Genomic DNA, 20,879 nt, shown 5'->3' on the forward strand with positions numbered 1-20,879 from the left:
TTTCTGCTAACGCTTTGGGGCAAGGCTCTTCTATAGGACGAATGGCTACTAGATTAGGTAAGTGATGCTGACTAGTAGCTTTGTCGGCCTGCCGGTATGAAGCTGCATGGCCATCGAACCTATGCTACAGTTCGTCCTTCGCGAGCAGGCCTATCCGGCCAAGCGCGCGCCCGGCGATCGTGCCGACGACTTCGCGGAGATCGCGGCGCGCTATGCGGCGCCCGATGCGGCCGAACAGTCCGGTCGCTGCTCGCAATGCGGCGTGCCGTACTGCACCGTGCATTGTCCGCTCCATCAGCACATTCCCGACTGGCTGCGGCTGACGGCGGAGGGGCGGCTGCGCGAGGCATACGAGCTCAGCAACGCGACCTCGACCATGCCGGAGATTTGCGGTCGCATCTGCCCGCAGGACCGGCTGTGCGAGGGCAATTGCGTGATCGAGTTCTCCGGCCACGGCGCGGTGACGATCGGCTCGGTCGAGAAGTTCATCACCGACAAGGCGTGGGAGGAAGGCTGGGTCGAACCGGTCGCAGTCGGACCGGCGCGCGGGCAGTCGGTCGGCATCATCGGCGCAGGGCCGGCCGGGCTGACCGCAGCGGAGTATCTGCGCAACCACGGTTACGCGGTGCATGTCTATGATCGGCATGACCGCGCGGGCGGGCTGCTGACCTATGGCATTCCGGGCTTCAAGCTGGAGAAGCCGGTAGTGATGCGTCGCGTCGAGCGGCTGCGCGACGGCGGCATCGTCTTCCACCACGGCTTCGCGGTCGGCGAGGATGCGACGCTCGATGAACTGCGCCAACGCCACGACGCGGTGCTGATCGCGACGGGCGTGTACAAGGCGCGCCACGTTGATGTGCCCGGCGCCGAGCGCGCGGTCGCCGCGCTCGACTATCTCACCGCCTCCAACCGCAAGAGCTTCGGCGACGCCGTTCCCGCGTTCGACGACGGCTCGCTGTCGGCCGAGGGCAAGCATGTCGTCGTGATCGGCGGCGGCGACACCGCGATGGATTGCGTCCGGACCGCCGTCCGGCAGGGCGCCGCGAGCGTGAAGTGCCTGTATCGGCGCGACCGCGCCAACATGCCCGGCAGCCAGCGTGAGGTGACCAACGCGGAGGAAGAGGGCGTCGATTTCGTCTGGCTCTCCGCCCCCGTCGAGGTCTGCGAGGGCGAGGTGAGCCTGCGCCGGATGCGGCTGGGCGTCCCCGACGCCAGCGGCCGCCGCGCCCCCGAGCCGGAGCCCGGCGGCGACGCCACCGTGCGCGCGGACATGGTCATCAAGGCGCTGGGCTTCGATGCCGAGGACCTGCCGACGCTGTTCGGTGCGCCGGAGTTGGGCGTCACCCGCTGGGGTACGGTATTGGCCGACGGCAAGACGCTGATGACCAGCCTCGATGGCGTGTTCGCGGCCGGCGACATCGTCCGCGGCGCCAGCCTGGTGGTGTGGGCGGTGCGCGACGGCCGCGACGTGTCGGCCAACATGCATAAGTGGCTGAAGGCGCGCGCGGCGAACACGAAGGTGGCGGCATGATCGACCAGCGCGAACGCCTTGCCGCCGAGGGCATGTACCGGCCCGAGTTCGAATCCGACGCATGCGGCGTCGGTCTGATCGCCGCGACCGACGGCAAGCCGTCGCGCCGGGTCGTGCAGTCGGCGATCGATGCGTTGAAAGCGGTGTGGCACCGCGGCGCTGTCGACGCCGACGGCAAGACCGGCGACGGCGCGGGGCTGCACCTGGACCTGCCGGTGCGCTTTTTCGACGACGCGATCGCCGCGTCCGGGCACAAGGTCCGTCCGAACCGGTTGGCGGTCGGCATGATCTTCCTGCCGCGCACCGATCTCGGCGCGCAGGAGGCGTGCCGGACGATCGTCGAGAGCGCGATCATCGACGCCGGCTACACCATCTATGGCTGGCGGCAGGTGCCGGTCGATGTCGGCGTGATCGGAGCAAAGGCGCAGCTGACCCGGCCCGAGATCGAGCAGATCATGATCGCCGGCCCTTCGCCCGAGGAGCAGGACGCGGGCGAGTTCGAGAAGACGCTGTACCTGGTCCGCCGCCGCATCGAAAAGCGGGTGATCGCGGCGCAGATCCAGGGTTTCTACATCTGCTCGCTGTCGTGCCGCTCGATCGTCTACAAGGGGCTGTTCCTGGCGGAGAGCCTCTCGGTCTTCTACCCTGACCTGACCGATCAGCGTTTCACCAGCCGCGTCGCGATTTTTCATCAGCGTTATTCGACCAACACCTTCCCGCAATGGTGGCTGGCGCAGCCGTTCCGCTGCCTCGCCCACAATGGCGAGATCAACACGATCCGCGGCAACAAGAACTGGATGCTCAGCCACGAGATCCGGATGGCATCGATCGCATTCGGCGAGCATTCGGAGGACATCAAGCCGGTCATCCCGGCGGGCGCCAGCGACACCGCGGCGCTGGATGCGGTGTTCGAGGCGATCTGCCGCTCCGGCCGCGACGCGCCCACCGCCAAGCTGATGCTCGTTCCCGAATCACTGGTCGAGAATGGCGACACGCCTGAGAGCCATGCGGCGATGTACCGCTATCTCGCCTCCGTGATGGAGCCATGGGACGGGCCGGCAGCGCTGGCGATGACCGACGGGCGCTGGGCTGTGGCGGGGATGGACCGCAACGCGCTGCGTCCGCTGCGCTACACACGAACGTCGGATGGATTGCTGATCGTCGGCTCCGAAAGCGGCATGGTGGTCGTGCCCGAGAGCACGATCGTGGCAAAGGGCCGGCTGGGACCGGGGCAGATGATCGCCGTCGACCTCGACGAGGGCGTCGTGCTTGAGGACCGCGCGGTCAAGGACCGGATCGCTGCCGAAGCTGATTACGGTGCCCGTATCGGCGAGTTCCTGACGCTGGCCGACCTCCCCGCCAGCGATACCGTTGTCAGCTATCCCCGCGCGGAGCTCGCGCGCCGTCAGGTCGCAGCGGGGCAGACGCTGGAGGACATGGAGCTGATCCTTGCGCCGATGGTGGAGGGCGGCAAGGAGGCGATCGGCTCGATGGGCGACGACACGCCGCTCGCCGTCATTTCCGACAAGCCGCGGTTGATCAGCCAGTTCTTCCGCCAGAATTTCAGCCAGGTGACCAACCCGCCGATCGACAGTCTGCGCGAGCGGCATGTGATGTCGCTCAAGACCAGGTTCGGCAATCTCGCCAACATCCTCGATACGGAGGAACGGCGCGAGCGGGTGCTGGTGCTCGATTCGCCGGTGTTGACGGGCGCCGACTGGGATCGGCTCGCCACCCATTTCCGCCGCACGGCCGCGACGATCGACTGTACGTTCGAAGCGGGGGGCGGGCCCGAGACGCTGCGTGCCGCGATCGCGCGCATCCGCGACGAGGCCGAGCAGGCGGTCCGTCAGGGCAAGAGCGAGCTGTTCCTGACCGACGAGAACGTGTCCGAGGGGAGCGTCGCCATCGCCGGCGTACTCGCGGCGGCGGCGGTGCATACGCACCTCGTGCGCCGGGGCCTGCGCTCCTACGCCTCGATCAACATCCGCACCGCGGAATGTCTCGACACGCACTATTACGCCGTGCTGATCGGGGTCGGCGCCACTACGGTGAACGCCTATCTGACCGAGGCCGCGATCGCCGATCGCCACGCCCGTGGGCTGTTCGGCGGTCTGACGCTCCAGCAATGCCTGGCGCGGCATCGCACCGCGATCGAGGACGGGCTGCTCAAGATCCTGTCCAAGATGGGGATCGCGGTGATCTCTTCGTATCGCGGCGGTTATAATTTCGAGGCGGTCGGGCTCAGCCGCGCGCTGGTCAATGACTTGTTCCCCGGCATGCCCGCCAAGATTTCGGGCGAGGGCTATGCGTCGCTCCATCTCAACGCCTTCGAGCGGCACGAGGCCGCCTTTGACAACGCGGTGGCGACGCTGCCGATCGGCGGCTTCTATCGCCAGCGCCATGGCGGCGAGGCGCATGCCTATTCGGCGCAGCTAATGCACCTGCTGCAGACCGCGGTCGCGACCGACAGCTATACGCAATATCTGCAGTTCAGCCGAGGCGTCGCCGATCTGCCGCCGATCTATCTTCGCGACCTGCTCCAGTTCAACTTCCCGGATGAAGGGGTACAGCCCGATCAGGTCGAGGCGATCACGGAGATCCGCAAGCGCTTCGTTACGCCTGGCATGTCGCTGGGCGCGCTGGGGCCGGAAGCACACGAGACGCTCGCCATCGCGATGAACCGGATCGGTGCCAAGGCCGTATCGGGCGAGGGAGGCGAGGATCGCGACCGCTTCCGTCCGCGCGACAACGGCGACAATGCCAATTCGACCATCAAGCAGATCGCCAGTGGCCGTTTCGGCGTCACCGCCGAGTATCTGAATGCCTGCGAGGAGATCGAGATCAAGGTCGCGCAGGGTGCCAAACCCGGCGAGGGCGGACAGCTGCCCGGCTTCAAGGTGACCGAATATATCGCCAAGCTGCGCCATGCGACCCCGGGCGTGACGCTGATCTCGCCGCCGCCGCACCACGACATCTACTCGATCGAGGATCTGGCGCAGCTCATCTACGATCTGAAGCAGATCAACCCGCGCGCGCGCGTCTGCGTCAAGCTGGTCAGCTCGGCCGGGATCGGCACGGTCGCGGCGGGTGTCGCCAAGGCGCATGCCGACGTGATCCTCGTGTCGGGCCATGTCGGTGGGACTGCGGCATCTCCGCAGACCAGCATCAAATATGCCGGCACGCCCTGGGAAATGGGGCTTTCCGAGGTCAACCAGACGCTCACCCTGAACGGCCTGCGCGGCCGCATCCGGCTGCGCGCCGACGGCGGGCTGAAGACGGGACGTGACGTCGTGATCGCTGCGATCCTGGGCGCGGAGGAATTCGGGATCGGGACGCTGAGCCTGGTCGCGATGGGCTGCATCATGGTCCGGCAATGCCATTCCAACACTTGCCCCGTCGGCGTCTGTACGCAGGATGCGAAGCTGCGCGCGAAGTTCACGGGCACGCCGGAAAAGGTCATCAACCTGATGACCTTCATCGCCGAGGAGGTGCGCGATATCCTGGCCAAGCTGGGGGTACGCAGCCTCGACGAGGTGATCGGGCGGACCGAGCTGCTGCGCCAGGTCAGCCGCGGCGCGGAGCATCTCGACGACCTCGACCTCAATCCAATCCTGGCCAAAGTCGACGCGAGCGACGCAGAGCGACGCTTCTCGCTCGCGACCTTCCGCAACGCGGTGCCTGACAGCCTTGATGCGCAGATGATCAAGGATGCGGCCAACGTCTTCACGCGCCGTGAGAAGATGCAGCTGACCTATTCGGTGCGCAACGTCCATCGCGCCGTGGGAACGCGGCTGTCGAGCGAGATCGTTGCCAAGTTCGGGCAGGACAAGCTTGCCGACGGTCATGTCACGGTGCGGCTGCGCGGCTCGGCGGGTCAGTCACTCGGCGCGTTCCTGGTCAAGGGCGTACGCCTGGAGGTATTCGGCGATGCCAACGACTATGTCGGCAAAGGACTGTCGGGTGGTATCATCGTTGTGCGGCCGGCGGTGTCGAGCCCGCTGGCGAGCCAGGACAACACGATCGTCGGTAACACCGTGCTGTACGGCGCCACCTCGGGCAAGCTGCTTGCGGCGGGTCAGGCGGGCGAGCGGTTCGCCGTCAGGAACTCGGGCGCGACCGTCGTCGTCGAGGGCTGTGGCGCCAATGGTTGCGAATACATGACTGGCGGGGTCGCGGTGGTGCTGGGCACCGTCGGGCAGAATTTCGGCGCCGGGATGACCGGCGGCATGGCCTTCGTCTACGACGCTGACGACAGCTTCGCCCGCCGCATCAACCCCGAGAGCATCGTCCTGCAGCGGCTCGCGTCGGTGCATTGGGAGGGTATGTTGCGCGACCTGGTGGCGGAGCATGCGAGCGCCACCGACAGCAAATGGTCGCGCGCGCTGCTCGAGGATTGGGACCGCGCGGTCGGCCGCTTCTGGCAGGTGGTGCCCAAGGAGATGCTGGGCCGGCTGTCACAGCCGCTCGACGACACGCTGGAGCTCGTCGCGGCGGAATAGGTCAATCTTGGAAATCGGGCCCTAAGCTGTTATATGGGCGGCGCTTTTCGAGTCCGTTCGTGCCGGAGACTGCGATGCGTATCGCTCTTGCCCTCATTGCCCTGATCGTCGCCGCGCCCGCAGTGGCGCGCGAGCCGGCGCGTCCGACGCCGGAACAGGCGGCTGCGGCGCTCGGCAATCCGCTGATGCAGGAGGCCGCCGCGCGCGCGCTGACGCAGCTGGTCGGGATCGTGCTCGACACCCGTGTCGGCGGGGCGGCGGCGCTCGATCCGAGCGTTCGGCCCGATGACACGCTGCGCGATCTTGCGCGACGCGACGATCCGCGTTTCGAGGAGCGGCTGTACCGCGACACCAAGCGCGCGATGGGCACCGCGGCGGTCGTCGCCGGCGGCGCAGCGGCGCAGGCGCGGGAGATCAAGCGGACCGCCGACCGGCTGGAGGCAGCACTTGCGCCGCTGCTCGGCGCGCTAGGCGACACGGAACGCTACTGAGCTGAACGCCGCGCGAGCCTTGCGGCGAATCCGGCGGCACCGGCGAACAGCAACAACGCCCACCAGCCGCCATCGGTGCGGTAGAGATACAGCACCCCCTTCAGCGCCGTCGCTCCCAGCACGGCGCCTGCGACCTTCGGCGGCGTCACCGCGCAGGCCAGCCATGCGCCGACGGTCAGCGCCAGCGCGGCATTGACCGCGAACCAGAGGTAGGACGCCTCCGCCCCGATCGACCCCTCACCCGGTAGCTTGACCGTCGCGAAGCCACGCATCGCATTGGGGAACAGGTCTGCCGACAAACGCAGCCCAATGCCAAGCGCGAGCCCCGCCGCCACCGCCCACCAGCGCCGCCGCCAGCACACCACGGCCGCGGGCAGGACGCTGTGCGTCAGGCCGCTGCGATGGCCTAGCTCCAGCGACAGGTCGAGATCGGGCAGCGTCGTCCCCGCCCAGGCGGCGGCGAGGATCGCAAGCGGCGCGGCCCAGGACCAGCGCCGCGCGATGCTGGCGAGTGCGGCCGCGAGGAGGAGGAAAAGGACGGCCTGCACCGGGCCTTCCTATCGTTCGTGCTGGGCGAAGTCGAAGCACATGCCCCCTTCGTCTGCCTGCAAGGCAGGCGCTCAGGACAGGCTTCGACTTCGCCAGGTGCGAACGGGGTAAAGTCCTTCAGGATTCGAACAAACGGGAAGTGGTGACAAATTGCCGTTGCGCAGACTTCCGGCTCGCCTAACAGCTTGCACCATGTGGCAGCTGTTCCAATTTCCCCTGTGCCCGTTCAGCCGCAAGGTGCGCCTGCTGCTCGGCGAGAAGGGCATCGGCTATGAGCTGGTGCGCGAATCGCCCTGGGCCCGGCGCGACGAATTCCTGGACATGAATCCGGCCGGGCAGACGCCGGTGATGGTCGATGCCGGCCGCAACATCCTGCTGATCGATTCGATGGCGATCTGCGAATATCTGGAGGAGACGGTCGACAAGGCGGCGATGATCAACGGCACCGCCGTCAACCGCGCCGAGGTGCGGCGGCTGGTGACCTGGTTCGACACGCAGTTCTTCCGCGAGGTGACCGGACCGCTGCTCTACGAACGCATGGAAAAGCGCGTGGCGCTGAAGCAATCCCCAGACGCCCGGATGCTGCGCGAGGCGATGAAGGCCGCGATCAAGCACCTCGACTATACCGACTATCTGCTCGACCACCGCCAGTGGCTGGGGGGTGCGACGATGAGCCTGGCCGATTTGGCGGCGGCCGCGCAGATCTCGGTCACCGATTATCTCGGTGGCATCGACTGGAAGGGCCACGAGCAGACCGCGCGCTGGTATCGCGGGCTGAAGAGCCGGCCGAGCTTCCGGCCGCTATTGAGCGAACGCATGGAGCTGGTGTCGCCGCCGAGCCATTACGACAATGTCGATTTCTGAGCCGATCGGCATCGACGACTTCCACCGTGTCGACATCCGCGTCGGCACGGTGGTCGCAGCCGAGCCCTTCCCCGAGGCGCGCAAGCCGGCGATCAAGCTGGTGATCGACTTCGGTGGAGCGATCGGGCGCAAGCGGTCGTCGGCGCAGGTGACGCAGCACTATACGCCCGAGGTGCTGGTCGGGCGTCAGGTCGCGGCGGTGGTCAACTTCCCCGCCCGGCAGATCGGACCGATGATGTCGGAGGTGCTGTGCCTGGGCTTTCCGGACGCCGCTGGCCACGTCGTGCTGGTCCACCCCGACCTGCCCGTGCCGAACGGCGGCCGACTGTTCTGAGCCCGACTGGCTTGGTTGATTTAGCTAAAGTCTCCGTTCGTGCTGAGCGTAGTCGAAGCACACTGGCAACACACACCCTTCGACTTCGCTCAGGGCGAACGCAGGTTGGTAGCCAAACCCCTCTTGTTTTCGCACTGGGCCAGCCTGTTTCTACCCCTCCAAGCTCTTCGACGCCTGTTCGAACAGATCCTTGCTCAGCCCCGCCACGCCGATGATCCGCTCCAGCTCGGCGCGCATCAGCGCCGCGCGTGTGCCGTCGTAGCGCTTCCAGCGCGCGAGCGGCGGCAGTAGCTTGGCGGCGGTCTGCGGGTTGATGCGGTCGAGCGCGATCAACTGGTCGGCGAGCAGCCGGTAGCCCGAACCGTCGGCGGCGTTGAACGCGCGCTGGTTGACCCCGAACGCGCCGATCAGCGCACGCGCGCGGTTCGGGTTGGCGAGCGTGAAATCCGGGTGCCGCAGCAGCTCCGCCACCGTCGCCGCGGTATCGTCGCGCGCGGACAGTGCCTGCGTCTGGAACCACTTGTCGAGCACCAGCGCGTTGTCGGCGTAGCGGTTGTAGAAGATGTCCAGCGCCGCGACGCGCTCGGTGCCGTCGCCGTTCGCCAGCGCCGTCAGCGCAGCCTGCCGGTCGGTCATGTTGTCCGCCGCGCCGAACTGCGTGAAGGCGAGCTTGTCGGCGTCCCCTGCCTCGCTTGCCGCGATGTAGCCGAGCGCGACGTTACGCAGCCGCCGCAGCCCCTTGGCCGCCGGCGTGTAGGCGAAGGGCTCGCGCCGGCCATCATAGGCCTCACGCCACTGCCCATCCAGGCGGCGGCCGAGCTCGCGGCGCAGACCTTCACGCGCACGGTGGATCGCCTCGGGATCGACAACCGCCAGCTGGTCGCCGATGAAGCTTTCGGCGGGCAGCAGCACCGCCTCGGCGATGAAGGCGGGGTCGAGATCGGGGTCGGCCAGTGTCGCGGACACGGCCTTAACGACCGCCTCGTGGTCGGCGCGGCCCCCAATGGTGGCGGCCACCAGCGTGTCGAGCATCAGCTGCTGCGTCGCCTCGTATCGGGCCAAGGGATCGTCGTCATGCGCGGACAGGAAGGCGAGATCGGCCGCGGAGCGATCGCTCTCGACGATCACCGGCGCGGAGAAGCCGCGATTGATCGACAGCACCGGCCGCTCGCCGATGCCGTCGAACACGATCGTCTCGTTAGCCTCGTCGAGCATGACGAGCTGCTCGGCGGCGAGCGGCCGCCCGGTCTCCCCGCCGAACAGCTTGATGCGCAACGGCAGTACCATCGGCTGCTTGGTCGGCTGACCCGGTGTCGGCGCCATGTGCTGGGCCAAGCGCAGCGTCGCCCGGCCGTTGTCGTGAGAAAGGCTGGCCGCGACGCGCGGCGTGCCCGCCTGGCTGTACCATAGCCGGAACTGGGATAGGTCAACTCCGCCCGCGGCCTCCATGCAGGCCACGAAGTCCTCGCAGGTCGCCGCCGTCCCGTCATTGCGGTCGAAATACAGGTCGGTCGCGGCGCGGAACCGCTGCGGCCCCAGGATCGTCGCCATCATCCGGATCAGCTCCGCGCCCTTGTTGTAGATGGTCGCGGTGTAGAAGTTGCTGATCTCCTGATATTCGTCCGGTCGCACGGGATGCGCGAGCGGGCCCGAGTCCTCCGGAAACTGCGAGGCGCGCAAGCCCCGGACGTCCTCGATGCGCTTGACCGCGGCGCTGCCCTGATCGGCGGAGAAGCCCTGGTCGCGAAAGACGGTGAAGCCCTCCTTCAGCGACAGCTGGAACCAGTCGCGGCAGGTGACGCGATTGCCCGACCAATTATGGAAATATTCGTGCGCGACCACGGTCGCGATGCTGTCGTAATCATAGTCGGTCGCGGTGTCTGGATCGGCGAGGATATAGCGGCTGTTGAAGATGTTCAGCCCCTTGTTCTCCATCGCGCCGAAGTTGAAATCATCCACCGCGACGATGTTGAAGACGTCGAGGTCGTACTCGCGGCCATAGATCCGCTCGTCCCACGCCATCGCCAGCTTGAGCGCGTCGAGGGCGTGCGTGGTTTTGGGCAGATCGGGCTCGCGCACCCAGATGCCGAGCTGAACGGTGCGGCCGGACACCGTGGTGAACTCGCTGCAGTTACAGGCAAGGTCGCCGGCGACCAGCGCGAACAGATAGGAGGGCTTAGGGAACGGATCGTGCCACTCCGCCCAGTGGGTGCCGTCGTCATTGTTGCCCTGCGCGATCGGATCGCCGTTCGCCAGCAGCACGGGAAAGCGCGCCTTGTCGGCGCTCATCCGCACGCGGTAGCGGCTGAGCACGTCGGGGCGATCGGGGAAGAAGGTGATGCGGCGGAACCCTTCCGCCTCGCATTGCGTGCAGAGATTTCCGCCCGAGGCATAGAGCCCCATCAGCTGCGTGTTAGCTTCGGGCGCGATCTCGACCTCGGTCTCGACGGTGTGGGCGTCGCCGGACAGCGGGATGACCAGCTGGTCGCCCTCCATCCGCCAGTCGTTGATCGCGACCCCGTCGACGCTGACCGAAAGCGGCGTCAGGCCGTCGCCCTCGAGGCGCAGCGGTGCGTCAACGGCGCTGCGGGTGACGTGGAGCGTCGCCTTCACTCGCGTGCGCGCCGGATCGAGCCGGAAGTCGAGCGCCACTTCGGGAACGAGCCAGGCGGGTGGCGTATAGTCCTCGCGGCGAATGACGGCGGGTGTCGCGAGGCTCTGCTGCATGTCCATGCGGCCCGAATAGCTACGGGCAAGGATGGTTGCACCTAAATCCTCCCCTGCAAGCGGAGGGAGGCCGCCGACGCTTGCGTCGGTGGTGGAGGGGTGTCCCGCTGTCGAGAGGGGACACCCCTCCGTCACGCGCTTCGCGCGCCACCTTCCCGAGCAGGGGAGGATTGCAGAACTACTCGCCCATGCTACCGATCTTACAAACACGATAAGGACCGAGGATGCTTCGTTTTTCCGCCGCGCTGATGCTGGCCCTGCTCACCGGCGCAGCGACCGCGCAGGACACGCCCGAGGCGGTCAACGCCGCGCTGACGAAGCCGCTGCCTGCCGATCAGGCGGCGATGAAGGCGCATGTCCTGTTCCTTGCGTCCGACGCGATGCGCGGGCGCGAAGCGGGAAGCCCGGAATATGACATCGCAGCGCAATATGTCGCCGCGCAATTCTATGCCGCCGGGCTGAAGCCGGGCGGCGATGCGGGCGGTTATCTGCAACAGGTGCCGTTCGCCGCCTATCGGCTCGACGGGCCGGGTAGCTTTGCCTGGACGCCGCGTGGCGGCACGGCGCAGCCGCTGCTGGCGGGCGACGATTTCACCGCCAGTGCCAATGGCGCCAAGGCGGTGACCCGGGTCAGCGCGCCCGTCGTGTTCGTCGGCCACGGCGTCACCGCGCCGCAATACGGCCATGACGACTACAGGAACGTCGACGTGCGCGGCAAGATCGTCGCGGTGGTGAACGGCGCGCCAGCAGGGTTCGGCGGCGAGGAGTATGCCTTTTTCGCGAGCGGCGGCACCAAAGGCAAGAACGCGCAGGCGCATGGCGCAGTGGGGATGATTACCGTCTCCACCCGCACGACCCCGGTCCGCCCGGCCGCCGCCCCGACGGCGACGCCCGGCGCGACCCGGGGGCCGCAGCCGGCGGTGCAGCCCGCTGCGCCCGTCCCGGCGCGCGGACCGGCGCGGATCGGCTGGGCCAATCCCGACGGCACCGCCAAGGTCGAGGCACCCGGCGCGCCGACGCTGGGCACGCTGTCCGCAACGGGCGCCGCGAAGCTGTTCGGCGCCGACTGGGCGAAGGTCACCGCCGCCGCGGCGCTCGGCGACAAGGCGCGCTATCCGACGCTCAGGCCCGCCGGCGTACTGACGGTGGAGACGCGGACCAGCTTCGAGAAGGCAGCGAGCAGCAACGTCGTCGGCATCATCCCCGGCAGCGATCCCAAGGTCGGGCGCGAGGTCGTGATCCTGTCGGCGCACCTTGACCATATCGGCGTATCGACGCGCGGCGAGGACAAGATCAACAACGGCGCGCTCGACAATGCGATCGGCATCGCCAGCCTGATCGAGGAGGCGAAACGCTTCACAGCCTCGGGGCAAGCGCCCCGCCGCACGATCATGTTCCTGGCGGTGACGGCCGAGGAGAAGGGCCTGGTCGGCTCCGACTATTTTGCCAACCACCCGACCGTGCCGCTCGAACGCATCGTCGCCAACGTCAATCTGGACATGCCGATCCTGACCTATCGGTTCGAGGACATGGTCGTGTTCGGCGCGGAGCGCTCGACGCTGGGTCCGATCGTCCGGCGCGCGGTGGAATCGGCTGGCGTCGGTCTGTCGCCCGATCCGATGCCGCGTGAGGGCATCTTCGTTCGCTCCGACCATTTCCGCTTCGTGCAGAAGGGCGTGCCGTCGGTATTCCTGTGGCCGGGCCAGAAGGGCGCTGGGGCCAAGGCGGTCGCCGACTTCATGGGCAAATGTTACCACCGTCCCTGCGACGAGCTCGCGCAACAGCCGATCCTGTGGGATCAGGGCGTGCGCTTCGTCGACGTCAACTATCGCATCGCCCGCGAGATCGCCGACGGCCCCGCCCGGCCGGTGTGGAACAAGGGCGACTATTTCGGCACGCTGTACAAGGGACCGATGGCACGATGAACGCCTTCTTCAAGCTCGCCGCCGCTTCGGTGCTCGCCGCTACCCCCGGCCTGGCCGCCGACCCGCTGCCGCCAGAGGAAGCGGCGTTGAAGGCGCATGTCGCGTTCCTCGCCTCCGACGCGCTCCGGGGACGTGAGGCCGGGACGCCCGACTATGACATCGCCGCCGAGTACGTCGCGGCGGAGATGATGAAGGCCGGGTTGGAACCGGCCGGCCCCAACGGCAGCTGGTTCCAGCAGGTGCCGATGATGGTCTCACGCCCCACCGGACAGCCAACCATGACGATGACCGTCGCCGGCCGCACGACGGCGCTGGTGTTCAACACCGACTGGACGCTGCGCCGTACCACCGGCGTCGAGCGACTGGACGTGGCGGGGCCGGTGGTGTTCGCCGGCTATGGCGTCGTCGATCCATCGACCGGCCGCGACGATTATCGCGGGCTGGACGTGCGCGGCAAGATCGTCGCGATGTTCCAGTCGGGGCCCAAGGGCGGCAACAGCGAGGTCGCCGCGCATCTCGGCAACCGCGTAGACCGCGCCAAGCTGGCCCGCGCGCGCGGCGCGACGGGCGTGCTGATGATCGAATCGTCGCAGATCCATGCGCGCCTGCCCTTCTCGCGACAGGCGGAGGATTGGGACGCGCGCGCGGTGACCTGGGTCGGCGCGGACGGGCGCCCGCGCGACGAGGGCGCACCGGGGCTGGGTGTGATCGGCTATGCCGGTGCCGCCAAGCTGTTCGCGGGCTCGCGCATCCGCTGGGCCGACGTCCTCGCTGCCGACACGGCCGGTCGCGCGGTGCCGACCGGGCCGCTCGCCGCGAGCATCGCAACGTCGCAACGCTACACCGTCGAGCGGATCAGGAGCGCCAATGTCGTTGGCCGCCTGCCCGGCAGCGATGCCAGGTTCGACGCAGAGCACATCGTGCTGTCGGGACATCTCGACCATGTCGGCGTGACCCGGCCGGTCGAAGGGGACGGCATCAACAACGGCGCGATGGACAACGCGATCGGCATCGCGTCGATGCTGGAGGTCGCGCGCGCCTTCCAGAAGTCGGGCGAGCGGCCGAAACGCTCGCTGCTGTTCGCGGCGGTGACGGCGGAAGAGAAGGGGCTGATCGGCTCCGACTATCTCGCCAGCAACCCGCTCGCCTCGGCGCGGACGGTGGTGGCGAACGTCAACCTCGACATGCCGCTGTTGACCTACAAGTTCACCGACCTCACCGCCTATGGCGCCGACCGCTCGACGATCGGCCCGGTCGCGGCGGCAGCGGCGCGGGCGGAGGGCTACAGGCTCGCCCCCGACCCGTCGCCGGAGGAGGCGATCTTCACGCGCTCCGATCATTACAGCTGGGTGCGCCAGGGGGTGCCGTCGGTATTTCTGGTGACCGGCTATGGTGGCCCGGGCAAGGCGGCGTGGGAGCGGTTCCTCAAGAATCATTATCATCGCCCGTCCGATGAGATCGGCCTGCCGATCGACTGGACCGCGACCCGCGGCTTCGTGCGGGTCAACTACGCCATCGCGCGGGCACTGGCGAACGCGACCGACCGGCCGAGGTGGGTGCGGGGCGATTATTTCGGAACGGCGTTTCGTGGTCCGATGGCGCGGTGATGCCGATTCTCCCCTGTAATGGGGAGGTGACAGCCGCCCTGGCGGCTGACGGAGGGGCCTCTCCACAAGCAATCCGCTCGCGGCCAGGCCCCTACACCACTCGCCCAAGTGGGCGAGCGGCCCCCCTCCCCGTGAATGGGGAGGATCGAAGATGCGCCTCCTGATCTTCGGCCTCGGCTACTCGGCCAAGCGGATCGCGGCGCTGGCCGCCGAGCAAGGCGCGATCGTCACCGCCACGACGCGTGACGGCCGCAGTGCCACGCTCCGCTTCGACGATGCCGACGCGGTCCTGCCCGCGCTGGCCGCCGCCACGCATGTCCTGTCCTCGGTCCCGCCCCAAGCCGAGGCCGAGCCCGTCCTCACCACCTATGGTGACCGCCTTAGCGGCAAGTGGCTCGGCTATCTCTCCTCGACCGGGGTTTATGGCGACACCGGCGGCGCCTGGGTGGACGAGACCGCAAGCGTCGGCGGGCGGCGGCCCGCACGCGCGGCGGCGGACCTCGCCTGGCTGGCGCTCAACGCGCGCGTGTTCCGGCTGCCCGGCATCTACGGACCGGCCCGCTCCGCGCTCGACCGGGTCCGCACGGGCGAGGCCCACCGGGTCGGCGGTGATGGCGTGTTCAGCCGCATTCATGTCGAGGATCTGGCCGCCGGCGTGGTCGCGGGGTTCGAGGCGCCCGCCGGTGCCTATAACCTCGCCGATGGCCTGCCCGCCTCGCACGATAGCGTGATAGAATTCGCGTCCGACCTGCTCGACGTCCCACCCCCGCCGATCGTCGCGCTCGAGCGGCTGTCACCGATGGCGCGGAGCTTTCATCTCGAGAACCGCCGGGTCTCAGCGCAGAAGGCCCACCGCGTGCTCGGCTGGTCGCCCTGCTATCCGGATTACCGCGCGGGCCTGCGCGCGGTCAGCGCCACCACCAGCCCGATTGCCGCCAGCACCGCGCCACCGACGGCGAGCGGCGTCCAGCGATAGCCCTCGAACAGCGTCGACAGCGCCATCGCGATCACCGGCACGATCACGCCCGAATAGGCCACCTTGGCCGGACCGATCACGCGCAGCACCTGATAGTAGAGCGGGAAGGCGAGCGCGCTGGCGAAGATCGCGAGGTAGGCGACACCTAGCCAGTACCCCATGCGTGTTTCGATCACCGGCGGGCCGTGGAGCACCCAGGCGAAGGCGGCGTCGATCAGCGCGCCCAGCGCCATCGCGATCGCGAGCGTCGCGTACATCGGATAGCGCTTCGCCGTCTCCGTCGCCTGCAGCACATTGGCAGTCGAGGCGGAGAGGATGCCCGCCACGGTAAAGGCGATGCCGGCGAACAACGCCTGCGGCCCGCCGGTGCTGGAGCGTGCCTCGTGGAGCAGCAGCAGCGCGATGCCGCCCAAGGCGATGGCGGAGCCGACCAACAACTGCCGGCCGAGCCGCTGGCCGAGGAAGACGCGCGCGAGCAGCGCATTGGGGATCAGCAGGCACGCAAAGAGCACCGCGACCAGCCCGGAGGTGATGAACGCCTCCGCCCGATAGACCAGGTTGAAGTTACCGCAGAACTGAAACAGCCCGATCGCGCCCGCGAACGCCCACCCTGTCCGGTCCAATCGGAAGCTCTCACGCTTGAACAGCGCGAATGCACCCATCGCCAGCGCCGCGATGATGAAGCGATAGGTCACCGACCATCCAGGAGGCACGACACCCAGCTGGTCGCGGATGACCAGCCAGGTCGAGCCCCAGATCAGCGTCACGACCGCGAACGGCAGCAGGATCGTCAGACGCGTGGAGTTGGGGCGCGGGGCCTCCGGCGTGTTCACAACGCCCCGATGGCCCTGGCGAGTCGCGCCACCGCCTCCTCGTCGCTGTCCCACGCCGTCACCAGCCTGATCTCGCCCGGCGCCCAGTCGTAGAAGTCGAAGCCTTGTGCCCGCAGCGCCGCCGCCTCCTCGGTCGTCGCGTGCAGGAACACCTCGTTCGCCTCCACCGAATGGATCAGACGGCTGGCCCCGGCTTGCGCCAACGTCGCCGCCCGTGCGTTCGCGGCCCGCCCGCATCCGAGCCAAAGGTCATCCTTGACCATCGCCAGGATCTGCGCGGCGAGATAGCGGCCCTTGCTCAGCAGCAGGCCTGCCCGCTTGCGGCGGCGCAGCGTTTCGGCAGCGAGCTCGGGCCGAAAGAACACCAGCGCCTCCGCGCTCATGCCGCCATTCTTGACGAACCCGAACGACAGCGCATCCACGCCCGCCCGCCACGTCAGCTCCGCAGGCGACGCGCCGGTGAACGCCACCGCATTGGCAAAACGCGCGCCGTCCATATGCAGGCCCAGCCCGCGCGCGCGGCACAGCTCGCCGATCGCGGCGACCTCGTCCGGGCGGTACACCAGGCCATATTCGGTGGCGTTGGTGATCGAGACCGCGTGCGGCTGGACCCGATGGATGTCGTTGACCACCGCGTCGGCCACCGCCGCGATGGCGTCCGGCGTCAGCTTGGCGCCCGCGCCCTCCCCCGGCATCAGCTTTGCGCCATGCGTGTAGAACTCCGGCGCGCCCGCCTCGTCATTCTGGATGTGGGCGTCGCGGTGACAGATCACCCCGCCCCAGGGCGGGCACAGTGCGCCCAGCGCCAGGCAGTTGGCAGCGGTGCCGGTCGGCACCCACAACACGCGCACCGCCGTCTCGAACAGCGCGCCCAACTGCCCGTCCAGCGCCTTGGACCAGCGGTCGCCGTCATAGGCGGTGTCGAGCGTGTTGGCCTCGCCCAGCGCGGCGAGCACGCGCGGATGCACCGCGGCGGCGTTGTCGGAGAAGAAGCGCATGGCCGCGGGCTTTACGGACGCCCGCCGTGCGGTCAACGACTCCGGGCGATGACCGAGCGATTGACCTTGGCGCAGGCGCGACGCGTGGCGGTGGCCGCGCAGGGCCTCGCGCGTGTGCGGCCGGAGCGGGTCACGCCCGCGCATCTGCTGCGCACGATCGCCACCACGCAGCTGCACCAGATCGACAGCGTCAACGTGATCGCACGGGCGCACTACCTGCCTGCCTTCTCGAGGGCAGGCGCCTACGACACGGCGCTGCTCGACCGGCTCGCCTGGGGTCCGAAGCGCGAACGGCGCATGTTCGAATATTGGGCGCACGAGGCGTCGCTGCTGCCGCTCGACCTGCACCCGCATCTACGCTGGCGAATGGCGGCGGCCGATCGCGGCGAAATCGGCTGGGGTTCCTTGCGCGCCTATGCGGGCGAGCGCCGCGCCGAGGCGATGGCGCTGCTCGACCGCATCGTGCGCGACGGTCCGCTCGCCGCCTCCGACGTCGAGCAACGCCAGGCGCCCGGCGGCTGGTGGACGTGGAGCGAGGCCAAGCGAGTGCTCGAATGGCTGTTCTGGGCCGGCCACGTCACCACCGGGACGCGGCGGGGCAGCTTCGAGCGCGTCTACGACCTTCCCGAACGGGTGATTCCGGCCGCGGTGCTGGCGCTGCCGACGCCCCCGCCCGCCGACGCTCAGAAGGCGCTGGTCGAACGATCGGCGCGGGCGCTCGGCATCGCCACCGAGTCAGAGCTGCGCGACTATTTCCGCCTCAAACCCGCCGAGAGCGCGGCGGCGGTGACGGCACTCGCGGCGGACGGCGTGCTGCTGCCGGCCGCTGTGCCGGGCTGGACGGACCGGGCCTGGCTCCACCGCAACGCCAGGCGGCCGCGGCGGGTAGAAGGCCGCGCGCTGCTCGCCCCGTTCGATCCGCTGGTATGGGAGCGCACGCGGACGGAGCGGCTGTTCGGTTTCCGCTACCGGCTGGAGATCTACACGCCTGCGCACAAGCGGGTGCACGGCTATTATGTGCTGCCCTTCCTGCTCCGCGACCGGCTGGTCGCGCGGGTTGACCTGAAGGCCGACCGCCAGGCTGGACGGCTGCTGGTGCAGGCGGTGCATCTGGAGCCCGGCGCGCCGCCCGAAACGATGCACGAGTTGGAGGCCGAGCTGGACGTGATGGCCCGGTGGCTGAGTCTTAGCGCCAAAGTCCTCCCCGTTCACGGGGAGGTGGCAGCCGAAGGCTGACGGAGGGGCGCCTCCACATGCGAACCGCCTGCGGCCCGCCCCCTCCGCCACTCGCTACGCGAGCGGTTCCCCTCCCCGAGAAACGGAGAGGATTTCGGCTTTGCCCTGGAGCCATGCAGCCCTATGTTCCCTCCGCTTGCCCCGGCTGTCTTAGAACGGTAATACACGCGTGACCGACCGCTGGAGCGACCCTCACCCACCCATGCGCCCCGATCTCGACCTCGATCGCCCGACTGCACGGTTGCGCTACGCTTATGACCGGGCACTGGGGAACGACCGCCCCTATCCCGAGCCGGACGCGGACGCGCCCTTCTACCCCGATCTGGAACCCGCCCGTGTGCCCCGACGGCCGTGGATGCGCTGGTTCATGCGGGGACTGGGTGTCGCTATCGTCCTGTTGGTGGTGGCGATCGTCTGGCTGGCGTTCACCGCGCCCTTGTCGCGCTCGCTGCAGCCGCCGACCCCGCCGTCGATCACGCTGACCGCCGCCGACGGCACGCCGATCGCCCGGCGCGGCGCCGTGATCGGCAAGCCCGTCGATGCATCGAAGCTGCCGCCGCACGTCCGCGAGGCGTTCCTGGCGATCGAAGATCGCGGCTTCTATTCGCATTGGGGGATCAGCCCGAAGGGGATCGCGCGCGCCGCCTGGTCGAACCTGGGTGCCGGCGGGGTGCGGCAGGGCGGCTCGACGATCACGCAGCAGCTCGCCAAGAACGCCTTTCTCGACTCCGACCGCACCGCCGCGCGCAAGCTGCGCGAGGTAATGATCGCCTTCTGGCTGGAGGCTTGGCTGACCAAGAACGAGATCCTGTCGCGCTACCTGTCGAACGTCTATTTCGGCGACAACGTCTATGGCATGCGCGCCGCCGCCAAACATTATTTCGGGCGGACGCCGGAGCGGCTGAACGTCGGCCAGGCGGCGATGCTGGCGGGGCTGGTCAAGGCGCCGTCGCGGCTCGCGCCCACCGGCAATCTGGCGGGCGCGCGCAAGCGGCAGGCAGTGGTGGTCGCAGCGATGGCCGATGCGGGCTTCCTGACCCCCGGAGAGGCGAGGGCGGTGCAGCCGCAGCGCGTGCTCGCGACTAGACCCGCGCAGCTGCCCAGCGGCACCTACTTCGCCGATTGGGTGTTGCCGGAGGCGCGCGACGCGGCGGGCGAGGTCAAGAGCGAGTCGACCGTGCGCACCACGCTCGACCGCGATATGCAGCGCGCTGCCGAGGCGGCGGTGAAGCGCGCAGGGCTGCGCGAGGCGCAGGTGGCGCTGGTGGCGATGCGCCCGGACGGCCGCGTCGTCGCGATGGTCGGCGGCAAGGACTATCGCAAATCGAGCTTCAATCGCGCCACCCAGGCGCGCCGCCAGCCGGGATCGGCGTTCAAGCTGTTCGTCTATCTGGCGGCGCTGCGCAGCGGCATGACGCCGAGCTCGACGGTGGAGGATTCGCCGCTCGATTTCGCCGGGTGGAAGCCGAAGAACGACGACGGCCGCTATCTGGGCGAGATCAGCCTGCAACGTGCCTTCGCCCGGTCGTGCAACGTCTGCGCCGCGCGGCTGACGCAGCAGGTCGGGGTCAAGGCCGTGATCAAGGCGGCGCGCGACCTCGGCATCTCGACGCCGATCGCTAACGAGGCGACAATCTCGCTCGGCACCTCCACCGTTTCGCTGCTCGAGCTGACCGCCGCCTATGCCGCGGTCGCCGACGGCCGTTACCCGGTCCGCACGCATGGCGTGCTCGACGCCAAGGAGCCGGGCTGGCTGGAGGCCTTCACCGGCCGTCAACGGGGGATGGACGATGAGGTCGAGGAAGGAATGAAGGCGCTGCTCGACTCCTCGCTCAACCGCGGCACCGGCATGGAAGCGGCGCTGTCGGTGCCCGCCTGGGGCAAGACCGGCACCACGCAGGACGGGCGCGACGCGCTGTTCGTCGGCTGGGCCAAGGATCTGGTGGTCGGCGTCTGGGTCGGCAATGACGACAACACCCCCAATCCAGGGTTGCACGGCGGCGGCGTGCCCGCGCGGATCTGGCGCGACTTTATGGGCCAGGCGCTGGGTGTGCAGACGCGTGCCGGCGCGCGCGCCGCGGCTGCGGCGGAAGCGGCCGATGCGGAGGCCGAGTCGGAGAATGAAACCGAGCCGCTGCTGCCGGATGTCACGGGCGAGCTGGAGGGGCTGGGCATCGACCTGCGCCTCGACCGCGACGGCATCTCGATCGGCCCGCGCGAGGAGCGCCGCCGTGAGGAAGAAGGTCCGCCACCCCGCGAGGAGCGACGCCCGCCGGAGGACGAGTTCTAGCGCGCAAAAGGGACTT

The 20,879-nt window shown here is 68.6% G+C and carries 14 protein-coding genes; 10 read left to right on the forward strand and 4 right to left on the reverse strand.

Annotated elements, in window-relative coordinates:
- The first annotated feature begins 106 nt into the window (after nucleotides 1–106).
- From VFQ64_RS14805 to VFQ64_RS14815, 3 genes are all read left to right on the forward strand, one after another.
- Nucleotides 107–1,531, forward strand: a complete 1,425-nt coding sequence (locus VFQ64_RS14805; RefSeq protein WP_325104118.1) for an NAD(P)-dependent oxidoreductase — start codon at nucleotides 107–109, stop codon at nucleotides 1,529–1,531.
- Nucleotides 1,528–6,033, forward strand: coding sequence for a glutamate synthase large subunit (gene gltB, locus VFQ64_RS14810; protein ID WP_325104119.1), 4,506 nt, complete (start codon nucleotides 1,528–1,530; stop codon nucleotides 6,031–6,033). Before VFQ64_RS14805 ends, gltB begins: the two co-directional genes overlap by 4 nt.
- Nucleotides 6,034–6,107: 74 nt before the next feature.
- Nucleotides 6,108–6,524, forward strand: coding sequence for a hypothetical protein (locus tag VFQ64_RS14815; RefSeq protein WP_325104120.1), 417 nt, complete (start codon nucleotides 6,108–6,110; stop codon nucleotides 6,522–6,524).
- Here the strand turns inward: VFQ64_RS14815 and VFQ64_RS14820 are convergent.
- Nucleotides 6,518–7,072, reverse strand: coding sequence for a hypothetical protein (locus tag VFQ64_RS14820; RefSeq protein ID WP_325104121.1), 555 nt, complete (start codon nucleotides 7,070–7,072; stop codon nucleotides 6,518–6,520). The two genes, VFQ64_RS14815 and VFQ64_RS14820, sit on opposite strands and share 7 nt — an antisense overlap.
- Nucleotides 7,073–7,265: 193 nt before the next feature.
- Here VFQ64_RS14820 and VFQ64_RS14825 point away from each other — a divergent pair, with 193 nt between their 5' ends.
- Nucleotides 7,266–7,937, forward strand: coding sequence for a glutathione S-transferase family protein (locus VFQ64_RS14825; RefSeq protein ID WP_325104122.1), 672 nt, complete (start codon nucleotides 7,266–7,268; stop codon nucleotides 7,935–7,937).
- A complete protein-coding gene (locus tag VFQ64_RS14830; RefSeq protein ID WP_325104123.1) occupies nucleotides 7,924–8,271 on the forward strand; it encodes a tRNA-binding protein in 348 nt (115 codons plus the stop codon). The genes VFQ64_RS14825 and VFQ64_RS14830 overlap by 14 nt, the downstream gene beginning before the upstream one ends.
- Nucleotides 8,272–8,421: 150 nt before the next feature.
- On the opposite strand, the gene pepN is transcribed toward VFQ64_RS14830, so the two are convergent.
- The gene (pepN, locus tag VFQ64_RS14835; RefSeq protein ID WP_325104124.1) at nucleotides 8,422–11,004 is read right to left on the reverse strand and encodes an aminopeptidase N; all 2,583 of its coding nucleotides are present in this window, start codon (nucleotides 11,002–11,004) and stop codon (nucleotides 8,422–8,424) included.
- A 218-nt stretch (nucleotides 11,005–11,222) separates the two neighbouring features.
- On the opposite strand from pepN, the gene VFQ64_RS14840 reads away from it, so the two are divergent.
- The 3 genes from VFQ64_RS14840 to VFQ64_RS14850 all read left to right on the forward strand — a co-directional run bounded on the left by VFQ64_RS14840 (nucleotide 11,223) and on the right by VFQ64_RS14850 (nucleotide 15,506).
- Nucleotides 11,223–12,923 (forward strand): M28 family peptidase, encoded by a 1,701-nt coding sequence (locus tag VFQ64_RS14840; RefSeq protein ID WP_325104125.1) that lies wholly within the window; start codon nucleotides 11,223–11,225, stop codon nucleotides 12,921–12,923.
- Nucleotides 12,920–14,530: a M20/M25/M40 family metallo-hydrolase gene (locus VFQ64_RS14845; RefSeq protein WP_325104126.1), complete on the forward strand. Its 1,611-nt coding sequence runs from the start codon at nucleotides 12,920–12,922 to the stop codon at nucleotides 14,528–14,530. Before VFQ64_RS14840 ends, VFQ64_RS14845 begins: the two co-directional genes overlap by 4 nt.
- A gap of 151 nt (nucleotides 14,531–14,681) precedes the next feature.
- Nucleotides 14,682–15,506 (forward strand): NAD(P)-dependent oxidoreductase, encoded by an 825-nt coding sequence (locus VFQ64_RS14850; protein ID WP_325104127.1) that lies wholly within the window; start codon nucleotides 14,682–14,684, stop codon nucleotides 15,504–15,506.
- On the opposite strand, the gene VFQ64_RS14855 is transcribed toward VFQ64_RS14850, so the two are convergent.
- Nucleotides 15,416–16,339, reverse strand: coding sequence for a DMT family transporter (locus VFQ64_RS14855; RefSeq protein ID WP_325104128.1), 924 nt, complete (start codon nucleotides 16,337–16,339; stop codon nucleotides 15,416–15,418). The two genes, VFQ64_RS14850 and VFQ64_RS14855, sit on opposite strands and share 91 nt — an antisense overlap.
- Nucleotides 16,336–17,337 (reverse strand): threonine aldolase family protein, encoded by a 1,002-nt coding sequence (locus VFQ64_RS14860; RefSeq protein WP_325104129.1) that lies wholly within the window; start codon nucleotides 17,335–17,337, stop codon nucleotides 16,336–16,338. The genes VFQ64_RS14855 and VFQ64_RS14860 overlap by 4 nt, the downstream gene beginning before the upstream one ends.
- Before the next feature lie 48 nt (nucleotides 17,338–17,385).
- Between VFQ64_RS14860 and VFQ64_RS14865 the strand changes: the two genes are divergently transcribed.
- Together VFQ64_RS14865 and VFQ64_RS14870 are read left to right on the forward strand one after the other, a co-directional pair.
- A complete protein-coding gene (locus VFQ64_RS14865; RefSeq protein ID WP_325104130.1) occupies nucleotides 17,386–18,573 on the forward strand; it encodes a winged helix-turn-helix domain-containing protein in 1,188 nt (395 codons plus the stop codon).
- Nucleotides 18,574–18,742: 169 nt separating this feature from the next.
- A complete protein-coding gene (locus VFQ64_RS14870) occupies nucleotides 18,743–20,863 on the forward strand; it encodes a transglycosylase domain-containing protein (protein WP_325104131.1) in 2,121 nt (706 codons plus the stop codon).
- Nucleotides 20,864–20,879 lie beyond the last annotated feature (16 nt).

The organism is Sphingomonas sp. (assembly GCF_035714405.1).
Taxonomy (GTDB): Bacteria; Pseudomonadota; Alphaproteobacteria; order Sphingomonadales; family Sphingomonadaceae; genus Sphingomonas.

Bases quoted from the DNA above. Each gene is read 5' to 3' on its own strand.
- VFQ64_RS14860 (WP_325104129.1), bottom strand. From the start codon at position 17,337: ATGCGCTTCTTCTCCGACAACGCCGCCGCGGTGCATCCGCGCGTGCTC.
- VFQ64_RS14850 (WP_325104127.1), top strand. From the start codon at position 14,682: ATGCGCCTCCTGATCTTCGGCCTCGGCTACTCGGCCAAGCGGATCGCG.
- VFQ64_RS14845 (WP_325104126.1), top strand. From the start codon at position 12,920: ATGAACGCCTTCTTCAAGCTCGCCGCCGCTTCGGTGCTCGCCGCTACC.
- VFQ64_RS14815 (WP_325104120.1), top strand. From the start codon at position 6,108: ATGCGTATCGCTCTTGCCCTCATTGCCCTGATCGTCGCCGCGCCCGCA.
- VFQ64_RS14805 (WP_325104118.1), top strand. From the start codon at position 107: ATGGCCATCGAACCTATGCTACAGTTCGTCCTTCGCGAGCAGGCCTAT.
- VFQ64_RS14865 (WP_325104130.1), top strand. From the start codon at position 17,386: ATGACCGAGCGATTGACCTTGGCGCAGGCGCGACGCGTGGCGGTGGCC.
- gltB (WP_325104119.1), top strand. From the start codon at position 1,528: ATGATCGACCAGCGCGAACGCCTTGCCGCCGAGGGCATGTACCGGCCC.
- VFQ64_RS14840 (WP_325104125.1), top strand. From the start codon at position 11,223: ATGCTTCGTTTTTCCGCCGCGCTGATGCTGGCCCTGCTCACCGGCGCA.
- pepN (WP_325104124.1), bottom strand. From the start codon at position 11,004: ATGGACATGCAGCAGAGCCTCGCGACACCCGCCGTCATTCGCCGCGAG.
- VFQ64_RS14830 (WP_325104123.1), top strand. From the start codon at position 7,924: ATGTCGATTTCTGAGCCGATCGGCATCGACGACTTCCACCGTGTCGAC.
- VFQ64_RS14825 (WP_325104122.1), top strand. From the start codon at position 7,266: ATGTGGCAGCTGTTCCAATTTCCCCTGTGCCCGTTCAGCCGCAAGGTG.